Origin of the sequence: Bacillus cereus group sp. BfR-BA-01381, assembly GCF_022663555.1 — a bacterium.
GTDB lineage: Bacteria > Bacillota > Bacilli > Bacillales > Bacillaceae_G > Bacillus_A > Bacillus_A pacificus.
The window spans coordinates 37419-57186 of sequence record NZ_JAKUFR010000004.1; the positions used below are offsets into that span (position 1 = coordinate 37419).

Sequence of the window (19768 nt, forward strand, 5' to 3'; positions counted from 1 at the left end):
CCAAATCACCCCCTCATTCGAATGCGCGGATCTACTACGCCATATAAAATATCAGCAATTAAGTTACCAAGAATCAACATGAATGATGATAATAATGTAATTGCCATGATAATCGGATAATCAAATCTAAAAATAGCATTTACCCCAAGTGAACCAAGACCTGGCCATGAAAATACTGTTTCCGTAATAAACGCTCCGCCCACTAAACTTGGAATAGATAATCCGAAAATTGTAATGATCGGTATTAATACATTTCGAAGCACGTGATTAAATAAAACTGTTTTCTTTGAAGCACCGTACGCATATTGAATTTGTACGTAGTCTTCTTCTAATTGCTGAATCGTACTTGAGCGAATATATCTCATATAGACAGAGATGTTTTGGAACGCAAGCACCATGCAAGGTAAAATGCCGTGCTGGACAATATCCCAGAAAGAATCTTGACCGACTGTGCGCATACCCATACTCGGAAGGAGATTCAGCTTTAAAGAGAATAAGTAGATTAATAGTAAAGCGAACCAAAAGACTGGCATTGAGATTCCCACATAAGAGATAAAGTTTACAATGCGGTCAAAGAACGAATTCTTTTTCACACCTGTAAATAGTCCAAGTGGTATTGCGATTACGAATGAGACGAGTAAAGATGATCCCATTAACCCAATTGTTGCGGGTAATCTTTCTGCGATAAGATCTAAAACAGGACGATGATTTTGAAGTGAGTAACCAAAGTTCCCTGTTAAAATATTTTTTAACCATAAAAAATACTGCACGTAAATTGGTTGATCTAGTCCTAAACTTTTTCGAATACGCTCAACATCAATTGGACTCATATTTGGTGTGACAAAGTTTCGAACGGGATCTCCCGGTGCTAGTTTTATTAATAGAAAAGAAATAATAGAAATAACAAATAAAAGCGGAATTGCATTTAAAAGCCTCTTCGCAATTACTTTATACACAAACTTCCCCCCCTCAAGCTAAAGAAGCTGATTTCCACCAGCTTCTTTACTGTTTGTTTCTTATTTCACTTCATAAATCTTAGATAAATCTTCAAACATTGTGACAGGAATTGCTTTTGCTTCTTTTAATCCATCAAACTTTTTATCTACTGCAATAACCGCTTTCGGATACGCAATTGGTAGATAAGGTAAATCTTCTCTAGCTGTCTCTTGAATTTTATGGTATAGTTCTGCGCGTTTCGTTTTATCTGTTTCAACTGCAGCTTCTTCCCATAACTTATCGAAATCAGCGTTTTTATATCGTGCATAATTGTATTCAGCATTACTTAAGAATAAGCTCTTATATGAATCTGGCTCAGGTCCCATTATGTAACCACCAAATGTAATGTCATATTCTTTATTCTCTTTATCTAAGCCTTTTTCACTTGCCGCACTAGCATCTAATGCATTTAGTTCAACTTCTAAGCCAACTTCTTTTAACTTTTGTTGTGTATAAAGCGCTAAGCTTTCCATAATTTTATTATTCGTTACATACATGACGCGTACTTTTTCTTTATCTTTCACGCCAGCTTTCGCTAATAAATCTTTCGCTTCTTTTTTATCATACTTATAGTCTTTAATATCTTTCGCATAATACATAGCGTCTGGCGTTAAAATTGAATTTGCTGGTTCTGCAAATTGACTAGAAACGAATGCAGAGTTAATCATTTCTTTTTTATCTAACGCATACGCAATTGCTTGGCGCACTTCTTTTTTCTTCATAAGATCTGTATTTTGGTTATAAGATAAGTAGAATAATCTACCTTCAGGGAATGTCACCATTGAGAAGTTCCCAGTGCTATCTAATTTCTTAAAGTCTTGCGGCTCAATCATCTTCATATTGATTTGACCATTTTGTAGTGAAACATTTGCTGTATTACGGTCTTTTACAACGCGATAGACGATAGAGTCTAATTTAGCTTTACCACCTACATAATCATCAAATCGATCTAATGCAACATACTCATCAGACTTATACTCTTTAAACTTAAACGGACCTGATCCTACAGGTTGTAAGTTTTTCTTACTCTTCGCTAAATCTGCTTCCCCTTCAAATACATGTTTCGGAATTGGGAAGAAATCATTCATCACACCTTCAAAAGATGCGCTTACTTGTGGTAAAACGAATTGAGTTGTTAACTCATCTACCTTTTTCACCTCAAGCGGTTTTCCTTTAAAAACAAAGTTTTCACGACTTGAGCTATTTTGCTTCTCATCTAAAATAGATTGGAATGTAAATGCTATGTCGTCTGATGTAATTTTCTTACCATCATGCCATTTCAAATTATCTTTTAACTTCAATGTCCACGTTAATTGATCCTCTGAAGGCGTAAAGCTCTCAGCAAGAACAAATTTCTTCTTACCGTCTTCCATATGATACAGCGGTGCATATAAAGCTTGCTGCACCGTTAACGATACACGATCATTCGCATAAAGCGGATTCATCGTCTCTGGGTTATCGCTAACGCCAATCGTTAATGTTCCTCCATCTTTCGGAGTCCCTGATTTACTAGTGCCCGCTTGCTTCGAAGAATCTTTTCCTCCAGAACAAGCCGCTAATGCAATAAGTAGTATTAGGACAAATGGTAATGCAAATAATTTCCGTTTCATCTTTCGGCCCCCTCAAACTAGTTATACCCATAAGAAAACTCGGAATTAATCCCGAGTTTTCTTATAAGTTTTAAATTACCACTACCTCTATATAAAGTCAAACTTTTTTGTAAAACTAGAAGGTTTGAAATCTATTCATGCATTCTTGCGATAAACTATATTGATGCGAAGAGCAAAATAAGTTAAAAAACTAGTAGCCTAAAAAATTTCTCTTAAATGATTGTTATATATGATTGAAAATGTAGAATGAGATTAAAGAAAAAAAACACATTTAGGAGGGTATCATGACATTTGATGAATTGAAAAAAAACAAACCTACAACCTCATGGGTTGAGTATGATGAAGATGGGGAATTTTTCACTGAAGAAAATATAAGTGCAACAAATAAAGTACTCGACACTTACATTAACAAATTACAGCAATTAGGTGAGAATCCAACCGAAGTCGAAGTAATGCAAGTTGTTAAAGAAGTCGTTATTAAATTAAATGAACTAAATATCGAACATAACCATTTTATCGAAACAACGGAAAGAGAAGATCTCTATGAATTTATCGATGCAGCAGCACGAATAGCTGGCTTAGAATCCGAAGAAGATATAACAGAAGAATGGCGGGAATGGTAAAAAGCTGTACCTCTAATAATGAAATGCACGGCGGTCTAACAAAGGACACCGTTTGAGATCCTAATCTTAATAGGAAAATCAGCGGATTAGCTACCAATGGCTTCATAAAACAGATGCCATTGGTAGTTCTATTGGAGTAATCTAACTTATTACCTTTGGTTCTTAAATCCCCAACCAGATACTAAATAGTTTTGCGTTTTGTTTATTGTAACGCGGATTACCTTCTTCTTATCATTTTTAGAATAACCTTCTACATCAATAAAACCCTCACGAACTCCATGTAAAATCTCAGCTTTAGTAACTACAAGATCTATATTTTCTTTATCCTTCATGTGATTTATTGCTACTTTCGAAGCTTTATCTTGCGTAATATTTTTGCTGTACATTGTATAAGATATGTAGCCTATTATTAATAATAAAATTGTTAAAATAGCAATATTCATCCTGTTTTTCTTATTCAATATACCCTCTCCTTAAGAAGATTTATAATATAACTATAAATCTTTTTTAAGACGATGGAAATGCTAGTAGTGGTTATGGCGATACTGTACAGCAGTTATAAAATTTAGAAACCTGTAGAAATAAATGACTCAGTTCTTCATAACACCTAAAATAACTTTGATGCAACTCTTTATTTTTCTTGGAAAGGACCAAATGTTATTACCCCTCAACCCAAAATTAAAAAGACCACCAAAAGGCAGTCCCTCTCAAAACTCAATCCTACTCCCAACTCCACGCTCCACCGCTCTCTCATACAAATACTTCGCAACAATTATATCCACTACCGCCAAACCAACCGATTTGAAAACAGTAATCTCTTCATCGTTCTCTCTACCTACTTTTTCTCCACTAATGATTTGTCCGAGTTCAGCGTGAATGGCGCTCGCCTCAAATAAACCTTCCTGTATCGGAACTTGAAGGTCTCCTGTTTCTTCTAATGCTGCTTCTTTTGATTCCACTACTACTTTGTTTGCATTAGCAATGGCGTGGGATGGTAGTTCTTGCATGTTCGGTCTAAATGAGCCGACGGCGTTTATGTGGACGCCTTTTTGTAGTTTTTCTGAGAAGACTGGTGTGGATGCGTTCGTAGTTGTGACGATGATGTCTGCTTCGCTTATTGCTTCATTTACATTGGAATAGACGTATGCAGGTTTACCGAATTCCTCTTGTATATATTGCGCAAATGCATACGCCTTTTCTTCTGTTCGATTGTATAAAATGACTTTTTCAATACCTCTTACCGCAAATACAGCTTCGGCAATTCCCTTCGCCTGTTCTCCTGTCCCGATAATACATAACGTTTTTGCGTTATGACGAGCTAAATGTTTTGTCGCTACTCCTGATAGGGCGCCTGTTCGAATCATCGTTAAGTAGGATCCTTCTAACAGTGCGAGCGGTTCTCCCGTTTGAAAGTCTGATAGCATCACAATCCCGTTTATCGTTTTCTTTCCTATCTTTTTGTTCTCGGGTACTACTGTTACTACTTTTAAGCCAAGTGCCTCAAGCCCTTCTGCGACTGAAGGCATAATTAATGCCGTATTTTGCTCGTTCGCAAATGGTAATGAACCGCGAATTGGCGTGATTGTTCTTTCTGCGGAAAACTCTTTTAAGGCAAGCGCCGCGTATTCAATGACTTCATTCATATTTACTAAGTTTCGTTGTTCGTTCGCGCTTAGGACTAGCATATCTTTCCACCTCCTCCTCTTATCCTAACAAAAATCCTCGATTCAAATCATCTCTCGGGTCTATAACGAACTGATGAAATCCTGTAATAAATGCATTCCCCGTTACTTTCGGAACGACAGCTTCATATGTATGTACCGCTGTTACCGACAATACTTCTCCCTCAAATTTCCCGTCAGTAATACATTCGTGGACGAAAATTTCTCCCTTTTGTAAAGCATCTTTTGCAAAAAGAGTTGCGATTCTTGCGGAAGTTCCTGTGCCGCAAGGAGAACGGTCTACTTGCCCATCAGCGAAGATTGTTACATTTCGTAACGTTGCGTCTTTCCCTTTCGGTTCATCTGAGAAAATAACGCCGTATATTCCTTTTAACCCTTCTTCAAGCGGGTGCTTTACTTCCATTTGGCTCTCAATGTAGTGCTTAATTTTACCGCCCCACGTTTGAATAGCAGCTAAGTCTTTAAAATCAACTTTCAAACCAAATTCTTTACTATCCACAACAGCGTAGAATGCTCCGCCAAACGCGATATCTACTTGAAATTCGTAGTCATCTATTTTAATAGGAACGTCTTTCTTGTATACAAATGAAGGAACATTTTCAAATGATACGGACTCTACTTCGCTCCCGTTATATGTTGCGTACGCAATGACTTCCCCAGCAGGGCTATCAATAATGAACTTTTGTTTCTCACCTGTCACTTCAAACATACCTGTTTCAATTCCGACTGTAATAACGGCAATAATGCCATGCCCACACATCGTACTCCAGCCTTCATTGTGCATAAATAACACGCCAAAATCAGCGTGAGCACTTGCCGGCGGTGTAATAATACAACCGTACATGCCGTGATGCCCTCTCGGTTCATACATAAGAACCTCGCGAAGATGATCCAAATGCTCCATACAGTATGCGCGTCTTTCTAACTGCGTTTCTCCTTTTATTTCTGGCACGCCGCCTGTAATAATTCGAAGCGGTTCCCCAGCTACGTGAGCATCAATCGTCGTGTACACTTTACTAATCTTCATTTCTATCTCTCCCCTATATGTTGATACTATTTTCATTGCAAATATCATGCCAACGCATAGGGTATAAATTTGTATACATTGTTTGAAAAAGCATACAGTACTGTCTATTTTTTTATACACGATCCGGAAGCCATTTTATGAAACCACTTGATACAGCCAGGCTTATTATTTTCAATGGAAAGTTACTTCCATCCCCAACATATACTGTTCAAAAGCAAAAAGGAAGTGATCCAATGTACTACGGAACAAAAGGCTGGTACGTAGCTGAACTAAAAAAATTAGGTGTTCGCTATCATGAAGGAAGAAAACTAGAAAGTTACCGCGGACACGTCTTACGCAATTTATTACTTGCACAGCAAGAGAAATTAAAAGAACAGTAATATTCTAATGTAACGATATCGGCGATTCTCGGAATATATCAGCGATTCAACGCAATATATCGGCGATTTTTTAAATTTATCGACGATTCGACATGGAATATCGACTTACCGACAAATTTCGCTAAATCCCTCCTCCATTCCACCAACCAATCACACATCAAACCACTATAAAAAAGGTCACCCAAACGGGTGACCTTCCTTTCTTATTCACAAACAAGAATTTGTCTAGTAAATGATCCTTTTCTTGTAATGCAGCGATCTGTAATTTCAAATCCTGCTTCATGGATCATGTCGTCCATCGTTTCCATTGTGACAACGACTACCTTTTTAGCAATGCGGCGCGCGCTTGAAAGAATGGAGAATTGATCTTCTGGTGTTGCGTGCGTAAATAGGTCATATGGCATATCAATAATTGCAACGTCGTAGTTCTCAGTAATTTCCTCGATTGGTCCTTTTGTTACTGTTCCTTCAAACCCGAAATGTGCGATGTTTTTTCTCGTTCCAAGCACTACAAGTGGATTTATATCTCTACCAACGATGTTAATCCCCATAGAAAGTGCTTCTACTACTACTGTTCCAATGCCGCAGCACGGGTCAATTGCTCGTACTCCATCTGGATTTGGTACAGCGATATTTGCAACCGATCGCGCAACACGTGTACTAAGAGATGTCGAATAGCTATGCGGTTTTTTTATGTGATGATACCAAACTGGTTCACTTTCTACATAGTGCCCGAAGTACCAGCGTCCTCCAAGAGGAACAATCCCGAATACACGCTCTGGATTACGAACATCGGCTTCTCCTTCAATATGCATGCCGAGGTCTCTCTCAATAAAACGTCTTTCCCCATATTCGATTTTATTCTCTCCAACAAGGTCATTAATTTTAACGAAGATAACTTTGAATGTCGCCCCTGCCAAATCAATTTGTTCTACTTGTTTCAAAATACTTTCTAAGTCGTCCCCTTCATACATAACCTCAACGCGCTCTTTTATAAACGCACTTCTACTCGGGTCAATTTTGACATCACTTTTCAAAATATTAACGTGAGACTCCATCCCAAAGAACGAGCGCATTTCCAAGTAACATAAAGCACGCTCCTCCTCGCGAAATGCATACGTGTATATACATGCAGGTGTTTTACTATGATTATTCAATCTATTATCATCCTCTATATCGTTATAATTACAATAATGTTTCGTATAAAGTGAAACTTTAATCAGCCCTCACCAATCGGACTTTTATGGGCAGTTGATTCCCTACCTAACTCCTCTGCTTTCGCTGAATTTTGAGGTGGGGGTCTTACTGCCCATTAAAGTCGGATAAAATTAAATGATATCACATGCCTGAAATAAAGAGAAACGTTAATAAATAAAAGAGACTGCCTATTAGCAATCTCTTTTGATGTATTAACGGAAAGAAGATACGTTATTACCCTTCGCTTCGTAATAATCTAAAATACCTTGATAAATCGCTTCCGCTGCAGCTTGTCTCTGTTTTGGTGTAGCAATTTTATCTGCATCACTTTTATTATCTACAAATGCTAATTCTGTTAATACAGCTGGCATTGTATTTTCTCTAGTTACGTATAAGTCCTGATGTTTTATACCACGATCTTTTGTTCCAAGTGCTGCTACAAGACGATCTTGAATTTTTTGTGCTAATAACTTACTGTCTTCTACATGCGGATTCGTTACTTTTGCTCTTGCTGACTGATAATATAATGTTTCTGTACCTTGTCCATTTTTATATTGAGAGCCATTAGCATGAATACTTACAAAAATATCTCCATTATGTTCCTGTGCAAACTCTACTCGTTTTTTCAATGAATCTGTTGAGTCTACTCCTGGACGTGTATTATCTGTACGAGTGAACATAACAGTAAATGGTGCTTTTTGCTCAAATATTTTCTTTAATCGTAATGATACATCTAATACAGTTTCACTTTCTTTCTCATAATAACCAACATTACCCGAGTCAATTCCACCGTGACCTGGATCAATAATAATTGCTTTACCTTCTAAGAAGTTCTCTTGTTTTACTGGGTTTAATTGATTTTTATCAACCCATTGGAAACCAGCGCCTACGCGGATACGAATCCAGCTTCCACTCTCTTCCATAACCGTTACTGTTTGTGCATTATATGTACCTAGCACTTTAGAACTATGTGAAGCTGTTTCATAAGTAGTAAATCCTTCATTAATCGTTTCTGTTTTTTCTGTTAGAGGTGTCCACTTCTCACCTTTACTTGTTACAATTTTTAACCAGCCGTCTGCTCTTTGTTCTTTCACTACAACCATTTGTGGCTTATGCTGAACATCAGTAATACCAGATGATAATGATGGTTGATGATATGTAATAAAGTTTCTGTTCATATACATTCTTTTTGATGTATCTGTTTTATTTTGATCAGCCATCGCAATAAACTGAGCTGCTTCTGCACGAGTTACAGTTCCTTCAGGCTCCCAGCCATTTCCCGTACCTTTAGAAATCTCTAAAGCTACTAAAATATTAGCTTGTTTCTTACCCCAATGAGGTTCCAAATCTTTAAACTGTGTTGGAAGTTCTCCAATAATTTTCTTATCTAATGAGTATGCTTGTACTAACATAGATGCCATAGATGCACGGTTAATTTGGCTTGATGGATTAAATTTACCAGTACCATCTCCACTAATTACACCTGCTTTTTCCACTGCAGCAATGTACGGAGCTGCCCAATGGTTTTGTGCATCTTTAAAAGATGGCTTTGCTTTTGGATCAATTGGTAAACCAAGAACGACTGCTAAAATTTTTGCAGCTGACCCTTTATCTACTGCTTCAGATGGAGAAAACGTTCCATCTGGCTTTCCATCAAGCGCCTTTTTTCCTACTAAATAATCAACTGATTCTTGCGCCCATGAAGGAACATCTGAAAACTTCTTCGCTGCTGCGAAACTACTTACTGGAGACGATAATAAACTTGCGGCTAAAATACCTGCCGCGACTGCACGATACTTCATAAAAAATAATACTCCTCTCGACAATCATCTTTTAATAACGCGTAATCTTAATATATAAATCTCGAAAAATCCGAACAAAAAAAATTAATGCGCCTCTATTATTTTATAATACTCGAATTATGTAGTAAACCTACTTTCTTAATATTGTAAAATAAATTACAATTAATTTACTCTTTGTTAAATAAAGTCGATTTCTCTGCAAACAAAAAATAGGCTACTAGAGGTAGCCTATTTCTTTTCTTATTCTGCAATCATCTCTGATAATACATATGCATAAACAAGTGCTTCTGTATGAGCAATCGAACTTTCATGTGTACGCTCAAATGCATGAGAAGAATCAATACCTGCTCCAATTAATGCATGCTTCACATCAAATCCAGCGCGAATCGCAGCTGATGCATCCGATCCATAGTACGGATAAATATCTACTTTATATTCAATATTGTTCGTTTTCGCAAGCTCTACTAAATGTTTACGTAGTGCATAATGATACGGACCACTAGAGTCTTTTGCACAAATAGATACTGTATACTCGTCAGATGCTTGTCCATCACCTAGCGCTCCCATATCAACCGCTAAATATTCAACCGTTTCTTCTGGAATGTTAGAGTTACCACCGTATCCAATCTCTTCATTGTTAGAAATTAAGAAATGAGTTGTATATGGTAATGTTACGTTTTCGTCTTGTAATCTCTTAATTAATTTTAATAAGATCGCAACACTTACTTTGTCATCTAAATGACGTGATTTTATGTATCCGCTCTCTGTAATTTGAACGCGTGGATCAAATGAAACGAAGTCTCCTACTTCAATTCCTAATTCACGTACTTCATCAGCTGAAAATACGCGCTCATCAATACGAACCTCAATATTTTTCTCATCGCGTTTCGCTTCACCTGCATCTTTATATACATGTACAGATGTTTGATGCATTAAAATCGTTCCTGTATACGTCTTGCCACTTGATGTTTCAATTTCGCAATATTCCCCTTCTACAGAGTTCCAGCGAAATCCGCCAATCATAGAAAGACTGAGACGACCATCTGGCTTAATTTCTTTTACCATCGCACCTAACGTATCAACGTGTGCTGTTAACAAACGGTGCTGTGCATCATTTTTCCCTTTTACCGTTAAAATAAGAGCACCTTTATTATTACGCTTCGTTTCTACATTCCACTCACTTACATAGTTTTCAATAAAACGAATAATTTTCTCTGTATTTCCAGATGGACTTGGAATAGAGACAAGCTCCTTAATCAATTCCATCGTTTCTTTCGCATGATGTGCCATTGTCATTTCCTCCTCATTTTTCCTATTATTTAGTATACCGAATTTACTATAAATCCTCTACTCATATAGCTTAATTTTCTAAATTATAGTAAAATTCACTTTAGTATATAAAAGGAGTTATACAATATGAATATATCAAAAAAATATGTACACATTGCACTCATTTGGTTTCTAGCATCATTACTTTGTTTACAAGTTTCTTATGCAGTTCATACTACTACTTCTATTACAATCGGCTGGGTATTAACAGCTATCTTCTTCATTATTAGCTTAATTGCAACAAAAAAGCATAGCGTTAATGAGTAACGCTATGCTTTCCCTACAAATCTATTCTTCTGAAACATCCAACAAGTAAATACCTCTTTCAAACCCACCGCGCTCTATCTCTTTCTGCTTACGAAGACGTTCTACATCTTCAATTGTTGCACCTTCTGCACGCGCTAATGATATGATTACTTCCAGTGCATCCGCAAGAGAATCAAGCGCATGTTCACGCTCTTTCATAGAAGCAAATTCACGAATTTCTTCTGTTCCAATTTTCGCCAAAGCTTGTATGTATGCTTGTCCTGTTAATTTTTGTGCTGTATATGTTTTTCCAGACATTAAGATTTTCTCTGGAACACGATCTCTTACTAACTTGTTATATGCTGACATCATTCATCCTCCTATGTTTAATAGCAGCCGAGCTCTGCCTTATAAAATAACCACTCTTTTTTCACACAAGCACTTAACATATCAATTCCTGATCCGTGCGCCCTTACTGCCGGAAAGAAATAATGCTCTGGTTCTTCTTTCTTCTCTCCATATAAGGTTTGGTACTCATCAGGAATCGCTTCTTTTTTCACATCCCGTTCTTTCTCCACTTCACCTGAGAAAGCAACAATTGGATGCCCTTCAAAGAATAGTGCAGTCCGTACCGCAAGAGATGGTGTACTATGCAAAGCATAATATGTAAGTAAAATAATAACGATAACACCAATCAATTTCTTCATTCATTACTCCTTAAAAAAAAGTGCTAACACAATTATACTAAAATGTGTTAGCACTTTCTCCCCTTTATCCTAAATTAGCCGGCAGTAAAACTACCACTACACTTTATTCTCCTTTAAATGCTGGCAAACGTTTTTCTAAAAATGCAGCAATGCCTTCTTTATGATCCGCTGTTTGTCTCATCGCATATTGGCCGCGTTTTTCAAGTTGCAGCGTTTGTTCTAAATTGGAGCGATTTACTTCACATAAAATTTGCTTCGTTTGAACCATCGCTTTAATCGGCTTTTGTGACCATTCACTAATTTTTTGCTTCACAGCCGTTTGGAAATCTTCGCCGATTACTTCATCAATTAAACCGATATCAAGCGCTTCTGTCGCTGATAATTTCTTTCCTTCCCAAATAATTTGCTTCGTCATATTTTCACCAACGCGTTTTTGAAGGAAGAAATGGCCGCCACCATCTGGAATTAAAGCGATTCCAATAAAGTTCATCGCAATAATGGATGATATATCTGCCATCACATAGTCAGCTGTTAGTGCAATACTTAATCCAAGACCAGCAGTTGGTCCATGAATAGCACTAATAACAAGCTTCGGCATCGTATATAAAGTCACAACGACTTCAGAAATAGTATTCATAATACCATCAAACTTGCTTTCATCATTACTTGAAAGCATCGATTTAATATCTCCACCCGCAGAAAAACCACGGCCATTCCCGCATAACACAACAATGTGTGCAGAACTCTCCGCTACTTCTTTCAGTTTTTGTAATAGCTCTTTTAACGTTGGCTCATCTAATGCATTTAACACCTCTGGGCGATTGACCATAACCGTTGCAACGTGCCCTTCATATTTCACAATGACAGATTCTGTTTTACTTGTTACTTCCATTATATATACCCCTCTTTTCTACACAAAGATTATACTTATATAATTATAGAAAGGATGTGAAAAACCCTTCTTTTTTCTTAATTTTCTGTCTAATAATCTCGTAATTTGTATATCACCTTGCATAAAACATACAATTTCGTTGAAAAATATAGAAATTAAAGTCGGTTTATCCCGGCTCTTCATCTATTTACCATTACAATGAAATGGTGTATTCTTAAGTCTGATATAAAAATTAAATATAGAAATTCATTCCCCTTCCTATTATATAGAGGGGTGCTGAAATAAAGGAATGAAGAAATGGAGGAACATATGGTTACTAAGTTAAAACAGACGGATAACTACTTCCCGCATTTCCTACTGCTATTCATCGTGTTTCAACCAATTTTAGATTTATTAACATCTTTTTCAATCTATGTATTACACATGAGCGCAACAGTCGGAATCGTAGTCCGTTTCGCCTTTATGCTTCTTGCATTAGGTTATCTACTTCTTCATCATAAACAACAAGGCGCGAAAAAGTACATTCTCTATTTATGTTTACTCGGAATTGCACTGGCAATCGGTCTTGTAAATAATATGATGGTTAAATCTCCAGTTTCATTTGGAGAAGAAGTTAAATTTATTTTAAAGAGCATATATCCAATTGTGCTACTGTTTGGATATATTATCGTCTTTAAAGAGCTAAAAAATAAAGAATATGTGTTTCATAAAATCATTACATATTTCTTATATGCAACTTTAATTTTAAGCATTACAATGATTATCGCAATGCAAACTGGCACTGATTTCCCAAGCTATCCTCACTCAAAAATTGGCTCCAGAGGTTGGTTCTTTGCTGGAAATGATTTAAGTGCTCTCTTTGCGATTATGTTCCCAATCGTTGTCTTATATTCGATTTATAAAACAACTTCTTTCTCGAAAATATATTACTGGATTCCAACAATACTTGCGATGTATGCAAGTATTATGGTCGGAACAAAAGTTGGATATGGTGCAATTGTGCTAACATTAGGCGTAGCACTTTTCTTCTCGTTCATTGAATATATGATAAACCGTAAAAAAGAAAAAAAAGGATTCACATATCTTGTAAACACCATCGTTGCAGCAGTTGTACTAGGAGGTTTAATTGTTCTTACACCGCATACTCCTATCGCAAAAAATATGGGAATCCACATGCAAATATACGAATACAAAAAAGCAGTACAAGAAGAACAAGATAAAAAAGAAGGAAAAGTAATTAAAGAAGATCCAAAGGATGCAAAAAAACACGCAAAAGGTGAACTAACAGACTCTGAAGTGAAGAGTTTAATTTATAGTGATCGGGACAAATTCTTAAAAGTATACAAACAATACTATAAAGAAGCACCGCTCTCACAAAAACTTTTTGGAATGGGTTACGCTGGTAACTACACAGTTAAAATTAAATTAATTGAAATGGACTTCCATGACCTATTTTTCGCCTTTGGAATTATCGGTTTCCTTATTTACTTAATACCACTTCTATACTTCGGTATTAAACTATTCATCCGTATGATCACAAACTTTAAGAAAATTATAACTGTAAAATATATGCTATTAACTAGTACACTCATCCTATCACTTGGCATTGGCTTTATGTCTGGTCACGTATTAACAGCGCCATCTGTTAGCATTTTTTTCATCGTTATACTCGCCTACTTAATTGTTGATTTAGAAATAGAATAAGAAAGAAGCAGCATCTATTTGGATGCTGCTTCTTTCTACTCCAGTCATAATTGCTTTTTCTCGCTTAATTAAATTTTTTGTGGACTACTAAAAAAAAGATCGAATCACATGACGATTCGATCTTTGAAACAAAACTATTTCTTTCTATTGAAACGATGCATGAATCTGCTCCAGCACCTCATCAATATTATCCTTCGTAATAACAATACCGAAATCTTTCGGCACATTACGATCTTCTTCATTTACAACTTTATGTGCAATTATCTTTCCGACTTCTGGCCTGAAATGATGTCCATCCATATAATTATCTAAGTTCTTTGTTACTGAATTTAAATACATGAAATGATGCACTTCTCCAAATACATCGACAGCATCATGGAGCCACCTCTTATAATCTTCCCAACGTCCTGATTGAATCATCGCACGGAACAATGGCTCTGAAACAGGAGTTGTAAAAATATAAAACTTTGTATTCGGATTATGAGATTTTACAGTTCCTAATATTTCCTTCATATTTTGATACTCATAATTCCCGCCATAAATCTCTCTACTAAATTTATCTACTTGCGCCGCAATTTGTGTGTCACGCTCTTCTTTCGTATACTCACGCATCGATTTTATGTTATCGCGATTATATACATCAATAGTCTTATTGTGATGAATGGAGTTTTGAATTGTATTTCGAGAATATGTAATTCCATCCATACTCACATACGATTTAATTGGATATAGTAAGCTTTGTGCCTCATTAATATATACTTCTGGCTTTTCAAAACCGATTTCTCTATTTTTGTTCGTTCCAAGGAAATCTAAACCAATCACAATAGAAGATAATTCACTACCTTTTCTCTCTTTTGCATATTCAATGTACGCATCGTACTCACGCGGATCTGTACTACTTACCGCATAATTAAATGCGTTTAATCCAGTAAAATCATTCTCATTGATAAACGTTGTTCTGCTACTTCCAAGTATAACGCCATCATAAGTAAACGGACGATATGTTATATAATTCGTTTTTTGTTGTCTCTCATTAAACCCAAACTGAACATCATTCCACTTATTTTTATGCGAGAATAACCAAAGTGAATCTGCATAGCCATTAAATATTCCAACACCTGCAAGTGGAACAAAAACACATACAAAAACGAAAATAAGCCACTGTTTGTTTTTCATATTCTCCACCTAGAAATTAAAGTATAAAAACTCACTAATACTCGTTAAATGCAATACACTATACACAAGTAATATTGCAGTAAATAACGCCGTCCATACTGTCGGACGGAATGAGTCTTTTAACTGAATTGAATTTTTTAAGAAGAAACTAATACATAATGCTCCGAAAATATACGCTACTATTTCCGTATTTAATAATGAAACATGGTATGCTTCAGTAAATGAAACACCGTACCCTTTTAAAAATTGTAGCTTCTCAATAATAAATACCGGGAATACGCTATTGGCTAGTTCGAATCCATTAAATCCAAACATTCCTTTTAACACTTTCACCGCATCATGCATCGATGTTGCTCTAAAGAATACCCACGTTATATTAATGAAGAAAAACGTCACGAGCCATCCCGCCCAGGCCGGCATGCACCCTCCTGCTTTGTTCCACAAACGATGAATGACAGAAGCTAATCCGTGCAGAAATCCCCAGAAAATAAATGTCCAACCAGCCCCATGCCAAAGTCCACTTATTAAGAAGACAATCATAATATTGACGTATGTACGCGTAATACCTTTTCGATTTCCTCCAAGAGAAATATACACATATTTCGTTAAAAACTGGCTTAATGTCATATGCCAACGATGCCAAAAGTCTTGTATACTCACCGCTTTATAAGGTGAGTTAAAGTTTTGAGGCAATTTAATGTTGAACATTAACGCAATTCCAATTGCCATATCGCTATATCCACTGAAATCAAAGTATAACTGGAATGTAAACGCTAATGATGAAAGCCACGCTTCAACAAAGGTTAGCGACTGCTGTACATCAAACCCTTCCCGTACGACAGGAGATAAAACGTCTGCAATCCCTACTTTCTTGAAAATACCGATGGCAAATACAAAAATACCGAGAACGATATAATTTGATTGCCAACGCTTTTTACTACGATCCGCAAACTGCGGCATAATTTGCGCATGGTGTACAATTGGTCCTGCAATAAGTTGCGGGAAAAATGTTACAAACAGAGCGTAATCAAGAAAATGACATGCCTCCGTTTCCCCGCGATATGTATCTACTAAAAACGCAATCTTTTGGAATGTATAGAAACTAATCGCAAGCGGTAACGTTAATGATAATAATGTAAAATGAGTTCCAAATAACGAATTTACATTTTGCAAAAAGAAATCATAGTACTTGAAATAACTAAGCATTCCGATATTAAATAGTAAGCCTACTGTTAAAAGAAATTTACTCTTATGCTTCACGAGCCTCATTCCAATAAAGTAGTTCACAATGAGCGATACTAACATAAGCGGCAAATACTTTATGTTCCAATAACTATAGAAAAATAAAGATGCTGCGACAAGCCAAGCTTTCGCTAAAGTAGTTTGTCCAAATTTATTTAATAAAAAATATAAAAGAAATGCTATCGGTAAAAATAAAAAAATAAACTCAAACGAGTTAAATAACACACCATCTCTTCCCTTCTAAACAAATCACACCTTATTCATCTTATCTTATCCAGATAGTGGGTGTCAAAAGGATTCCATACCGCTTTCCTTCTATTATATAGAATAATTATTTTAATCGAATTATTAACATGCTAAAATATTAAAGGCACTATTATAAAAAAGAATATATAATAGATATGTCGTTTTTTTTACGAAATGTATTTCGAAAAAGTGAGGAGAGTCCTTTGGTATTTAGTAGTTCGATTTTCTTATTTATCTTTTTACCTCTCGTATTATTTCTCTATTTTATAGTGCGTGCCGAGCTACGTAATTTCGTATTACTTGCATTTAGTTTAATTTTCTATGCATGGGGCGAACCACGTTTCGTTCTTTTAATGCTCTTTTCCATCGTATTAAACTACTGCTTCGGCCTACTCGTGCATCATTATGATAAACGAAAAAATATGAAAGTCACATTTTTAATTATGGCTGTAGTCGGAAATATACTATTACTTTCTTATTTTAAGTATATTTCATTTTTCACAGACATTTTAAACAACGTATTGCACTTATCTATTCATGTGGAACCTATTCCACTACCAATTGGAATTTCATTTTATACATTCCAAGCGATGTCCTATGTCATCGATATATACCGTAAAGATGGGGATGTTCAAAAAAATCCACTTAACTTAGCGCTTTATATCTCTATTTTCCCTCAGCTTATTGCCGGACCAATTGTTCGTTACAATATTGTCGCTGAGCAAATTAAAACGCGCATCCATTCTTTTGAACGATTCACAGAAGGTATTCAAATTTTCGTTCTCGGACTAGCAAAAAAGATATTAATCGCTAACCAAGTTGGATTTGTCGCTGATAAAATCTTTGCCTTACCCCCATCTGAAATGAGTGTTGGAACGGCATGGATTGGTATTATCGCCTATACCCTGCAAATTTATTTCGATTTCTCAGGATACTCTGATATGGCAATCGGACTTGGAAAAATGTTCGGATTTGATTTCCCGAAAAACTTCAACTATCCGTACATCTCTAAATCTATTTCAGAGTTTTGGAGAAGATGGCATATTACACTCGGCTCTTGGTTCCGCGATTACATATATATCCCGCTCGGCGGAAACCGCGTTTCAAAACTGGCGAATTATCGTAACCTTTTCATCGTATGGGGGTTAACTGGTTTATGGCACGGGGCGAGCTGGACATTTATCGCCTGGGGCTTATATTACGGCTTTATTATTTCAATTGAAAAAGCTGGATTCGAAAAAATATTAAACAAACTATGGAAGCCGCTGCAACATGCATACGTATTACTAATCGTTATGATCGGTTGGGTCTTCTTCCGAGCTGACAACTTCGCTTACTCGTTCCAATATTTAAAAGCCATGTTCGGCATAAGCGGCCAATCTTTCACCGATGACAATACAATGTTATACGTACATGAATACATTATCGTATTTCTCATTGCCTTTATCGCAGCGACACCAATTTTAAAAAGAATGAAAAACATACTAGAACTTGCGCCAAAAACGTATATGTTCACAATGCAATTTGTACGTCCTATATTATTACTAACATTATTTATGATTTCGGTTATGTACTTGATTAACTCAACATATAATCCATTTATTTATTTCAGGTTTTAACTGATGTAGGAAGGAAAAGTTATTATGAAAAAATTGGGGAACCTCATCCTGTTTATCGGTTTTCTCACCATTATCTTTTCATTTGGCATATTATCGTTACTCAAAACAGACCGAGACATTTCACCAGTTGAAAATCGGCCGCTCGCTCAAAAACCAGCACTTACGAAAGAAGCTCTCCTAACTGGTAGCTTCTTTAAAGATGTCGAAACATACACAAATGATCAACTAATCGGACGAGATGAGCTTATTAAAAACTATACAATTGCTCAAATTAATATGGGCAAATCTCTCATTAACGACATTATTTTAACTGATGATAAATGGCTCCTGAAAAACCCGGCGTGGACAAAAAAATATAATGAAATTGACCAATCTATGCCTGCTATAAACGATTTGTCTCAGTTTTTAAAAGAACAAAACGTTGAGTTTTACTTTGCTTTACCACCGTCAAAAACGAATGCATTATCATTTAAATTACCTTCTCATATTCACACATATGCACAGGAAAATTTAAATTACTTTCTAAAGAAGCTTCCAGCAGACGTAAAGCCAATAAAACTTATGGAACACTTTAAACAGAACTATACAAACGAAGAAATACAAGACATGTATTTCAAAACAGATCATCATTGGAATATGGACGGTGCCTTCTTAGGTTACCAATATATAATGAACACAATCGGGCAACAATCTTCTATATATAAAGGAAAAGAAATAAAAAAAGAAGACTACACTCGGACATGTGCGCAAAATAAACATTTAGTCGGAAGTTTTAACAACCAACTATACCAACTCATCGATGCCAATGGTGAAAAATTATGCTACTACACACCGAAAGACGGTTTCAACTTCACAAGCGTAACCGCAAAAGATGTGCAAGGTACTATTCACCAAAACTTAGATGAAATATACGGCGTAGAAAAACAAAAAGATACAACATCATACGCAGGTTATTACACAGATGACTATCCAGAAATCGTCATTGAAAATAACAATGCACAAAATGAAGTACGCGCCCTAGTCCTAAAAGACTCATTCGCAAACGCAATCGTGCCACACTTAGCACAAAGTTTCAAACACACATCTATCCTCGACCTGCGTCACTATCACGAAAAAGATGTATATCAATACATTCAAGACAACAACATTAACATGGTATTGTTCGTGTATAGTGATTCGAATTTGAGCGGGGATATGTTTAAGTTTAAGAAATAGAAAGAAGGCTCTTGTATTTTTACAAGAGCCTTCTTTCTATTAAAAAAATCAGCGGGGATGAATCCCCACTGATTT

At 36.1% G+C, this 19768-nt stretch carries 19 protein-coding genes; 6 read left to right on the top strand and 13 right to left on the bottom strand.

What is annotated here, in order from left to right:
* Positions 1-5 precede the first annotated feature (5 nt).
* Both MR079_RS02395 and MR079_RS02400 read right to left on the bottom strand, forming a co-directional pair.
* Positions 6-956, bottom strand: coding sequence for an ABC transporter permease (locus tag MR079_RS02395; RefSeq protein ID WP_103626458.1), 951 nt, complete (start codon positions 954-956; stop codon positions 6-8).
* A 60-nt stretch (positions 957-1016) separates the two neighbouring features.
* On the bottom strand, positions 1017-2606 hold the full coding sequence (locus MR079_RS02400) for an ABC transporter substrate-binding protein (RefSeq protein ID WP_242293436.1): 1590 nt from the start codon (positions 2604-2606) through the stop codon (positions 1017-1019).
* Between the two features lie 284 nt (positions 2607-2890).
* Here MR079_RS02400 and MR079_RS02405 point away from each other — a divergent pair, with 284 nt between their 5' ends.
* Positions 2891-3229, top strand: coding sequence for a hypothetical protein (locus MR079_RS02405; RefSeq protein WP_208755081.1), 339 nt, complete (start codon positions 2891-2893; stop codon positions 3227-3229).
* A 149-nt stretch (positions 3230-3378) separates the two neighbouring features.
* Here the strand turns inward: MR079_RS02405 and MR079_RS02410 are convergent, their stop codons facing one another.
* The 3 genes from MR079_RS02410 to MR079_RS02420 form a co-directional block, all read right to left on the bottom strand.
* Positions 3379-3672 carry a hypothetical protein gene (locus MR079_RS02410; RefSeq protein ID WP_373925900.1) on the bottom strand — a complete coding sequence of 98 codons (294 nt, stop codon included), beginning with the start codon at positions 3670-3672 and terminating at the stop codon, positions 3379-3381.
* Positions 3673-3936: 264 nt separating this feature from the next.
* Positions 3937-4914, bottom strand: coding sequence for an ornithine cyclodeaminase family protein (locus tag MR079_RS02415; protein ID WP_242293437.1), 978 nt, complete (start codon positions 4912-4914; stop codon positions 3937-3939).
* Between the two features lie 19 nt (positions 4915-4933).
* The gene (locus MR079_RS02420) at positions 4934-5986 is read right to left on the bottom strand and encodes a proline racemase family protein (RefSeq protein WP_242293438.1); all 1053 of its coding nucleotides are present in this window, start codon (positions 5984-5986) and stop codon (positions 4934-4936) included.
* 89 nt (positions 5987-6075) lie between these two features.
* Between MR079_RS02420 and MR079_RS02425 the strand changes: the two genes are divergently transcribed.
* Positions 6076-6318 (top strand): YflJ family protein, encoded by a 243-nt coding sequence (locus MR079_RS02425; protein WP_242293439.1) that lies wholly within the window; start codon positions 6076-6078, stop codon positions 6316-6318.
* A gap of 203 nt (positions 6319-6521) precedes the next feature.
* Here MR079_RS02425 and MR079_RS02430 read toward each other — a convergent pair whose 3' ends face one another.
* From MR079_RS02430 to MR079_RS02440, 3 genes are all read right to left on the bottom strand, one after another.
* Positions 6522-7475 carry a TRM11 family SAM-dependent methyltransferase gene (locus MR079_RS02430; RefSeq protein ID WP_242293440.1) on the bottom strand — a complete coding sequence of 318 codons (954 nt, stop codon included), beginning with the start codon at positions 7473-7475 and terminating at the stop codon, positions 6522-6524.
* Between the two features lie 252 nt (positions 7476-7727).
* Entirely contained in the window at positions 7728-9317 is a 1590-nt protein-coding gene (locus tag MR079_RS02435; RefSeq protein ID WP_139868938.1) for an N-acetylmuramoyl-L-alanine amidase, read from the bottom strand.
* A gap of 240 nt (positions 9318-9557) precedes the next feature.
* The gene (locus MR079_RS02440) at positions 9558-10607 is read right to left on the bottom strand and encodes a M42 family metallopeptidase (protein WP_000930036.1); all 1050 of its coding nucleotides are present in this window, start codon (positions 10605-10607) and stop codon (positions 9558-9560) included.
* A 126-nt stretch (positions 10608-10733) separates the two neighbouring features.
* Here MR079_RS02440 and MR079_RS02445 point away from each other — a divergent pair, with 126 nt between their 5' ends.
* Positions 10734-10913 (top strand): hypothetical protein, encoded by a 180-nt coding sequence (locus MR079_RS02445; protein ID WP_001995412.1) that lies wholly within the window; start codon positions 10734-10736, stop codon positions 10911-10913.
* 21 nt (positions 10914-10934) lie between these two features.
* Here MR079_RS02445 and MR079_RS02450 read toward each other — a convergent pair whose 3' ends face one another.
* The 3 genes from MR079_RS02450 to MR079_RS02460 all read right to left on the bottom strand — a co-directional run bounded on the left by MR079_RS02450 (position 10935) and on the right by MR079_RS02460 (position 12491).
* Entirely contained in the window at positions 10935-11261 is a 327-nt protein-coding gene (locus tag MR079_RS02450; protein ID WP_001277353.1) for a nucleoside triphosphate pyrophosphohydrolase, read from the bottom strand.
* Positions 11262-11278: 17 nt separating this feature from the next.
* Entirely contained in the window at positions 11279-11599 is a 321-nt protein-coding gene (locus MR079_RS02455; RefSeq protein ID WP_076874481.1) for a hypothetical protein, read from the bottom strand.
* Between the two features lie 103 nt (positions 11600-11702).
* Positions 11703-12491: an enoyl-CoA hydratase gene (locus tag MR079_RS02460; RefSeq protein ID WP_098667804.1), complete on the bottom strand. Its 789-nt coding sequence runs from the start codon at positions 12489-12491 to the stop codon at positions 11703-11705.
* Between the two features lie 309 nt (positions 12492-12800).
* Here MR079_RS02460 and MR079_RS02465 point away from each other — a divergent pair, with 309 nt between their 5' ends.
* The gene (locus MR079_RS02465) at positions 12801-14195 is read left to right on the top strand and encodes an O-antigen ligase family protein (RefSeq protein WP_242293441.1); all 1395 of its coding nucleotides are present in this window, start codon (positions 12801-12803) and stop codon (positions 14193-14195) included.
* Between the two features lie 144 nt (positions 14196-14339).
* Here MR079_RS02465 and MR079_RS02470 read toward each other — a convergent pair whose 3' ends face one another.
* Together MR079_RS02470 and MR079_RS02475 are read right to left on the bottom strand one after the other, a co-directional pair.
* On the bottom strand, positions 14340-15371 hold the full coding sequence (locus MR079_RS02470) for a hypothetical protein (RefSeq protein ID WP_139868941.1): 1032 nt from the start codon (positions 15369-15371) through the stop codon (positions 14340-14342).
* Positions 15372-15380: 9 nt separating this feature from the next.
* A complete protein-coding gene (locus MR079_RS02475; protein ID WP_242293442.1) occupies positions 15381-16838 on the bottom strand; it encodes an MBOAT family O-acyltransferase in 1458 nt (485 codons plus the stop codon).
* 224 nt (positions 16839-17062) lie between these two features.
* Between MR079_RS02475 and MR079_RS02480 the strand changes: the two genes are divergently transcribed.
* Both MR079_RS02480 and patB1 read left to right on the top strand, forming a co-directional pair.
* Positions 17063-18478: an MBOAT family O-acyltransferase gene (locus MR079_RS02480; protein ID WP_139868943.1), complete on the top strand. Its 1416-nt coding sequence runs from the start codon at positions 17063-17065 to the stop codon at positions 18476-18478.
* Positions 18479-18502: 24 nt separating this feature from the next.
* A complete protein-coding gene (gene patB1, locus MR079_RS02485; protein WP_098947113.1) occupies positions 18503-19693 on the top strand; it encodes a secondary cell wall polysaccharide O-acetyltransferase PatB1 in 1191 nt (396 codons plus the stop codon).
* The last annotated feature ends 75 nt before the right edge of the window (positions 19694-19768 follow it).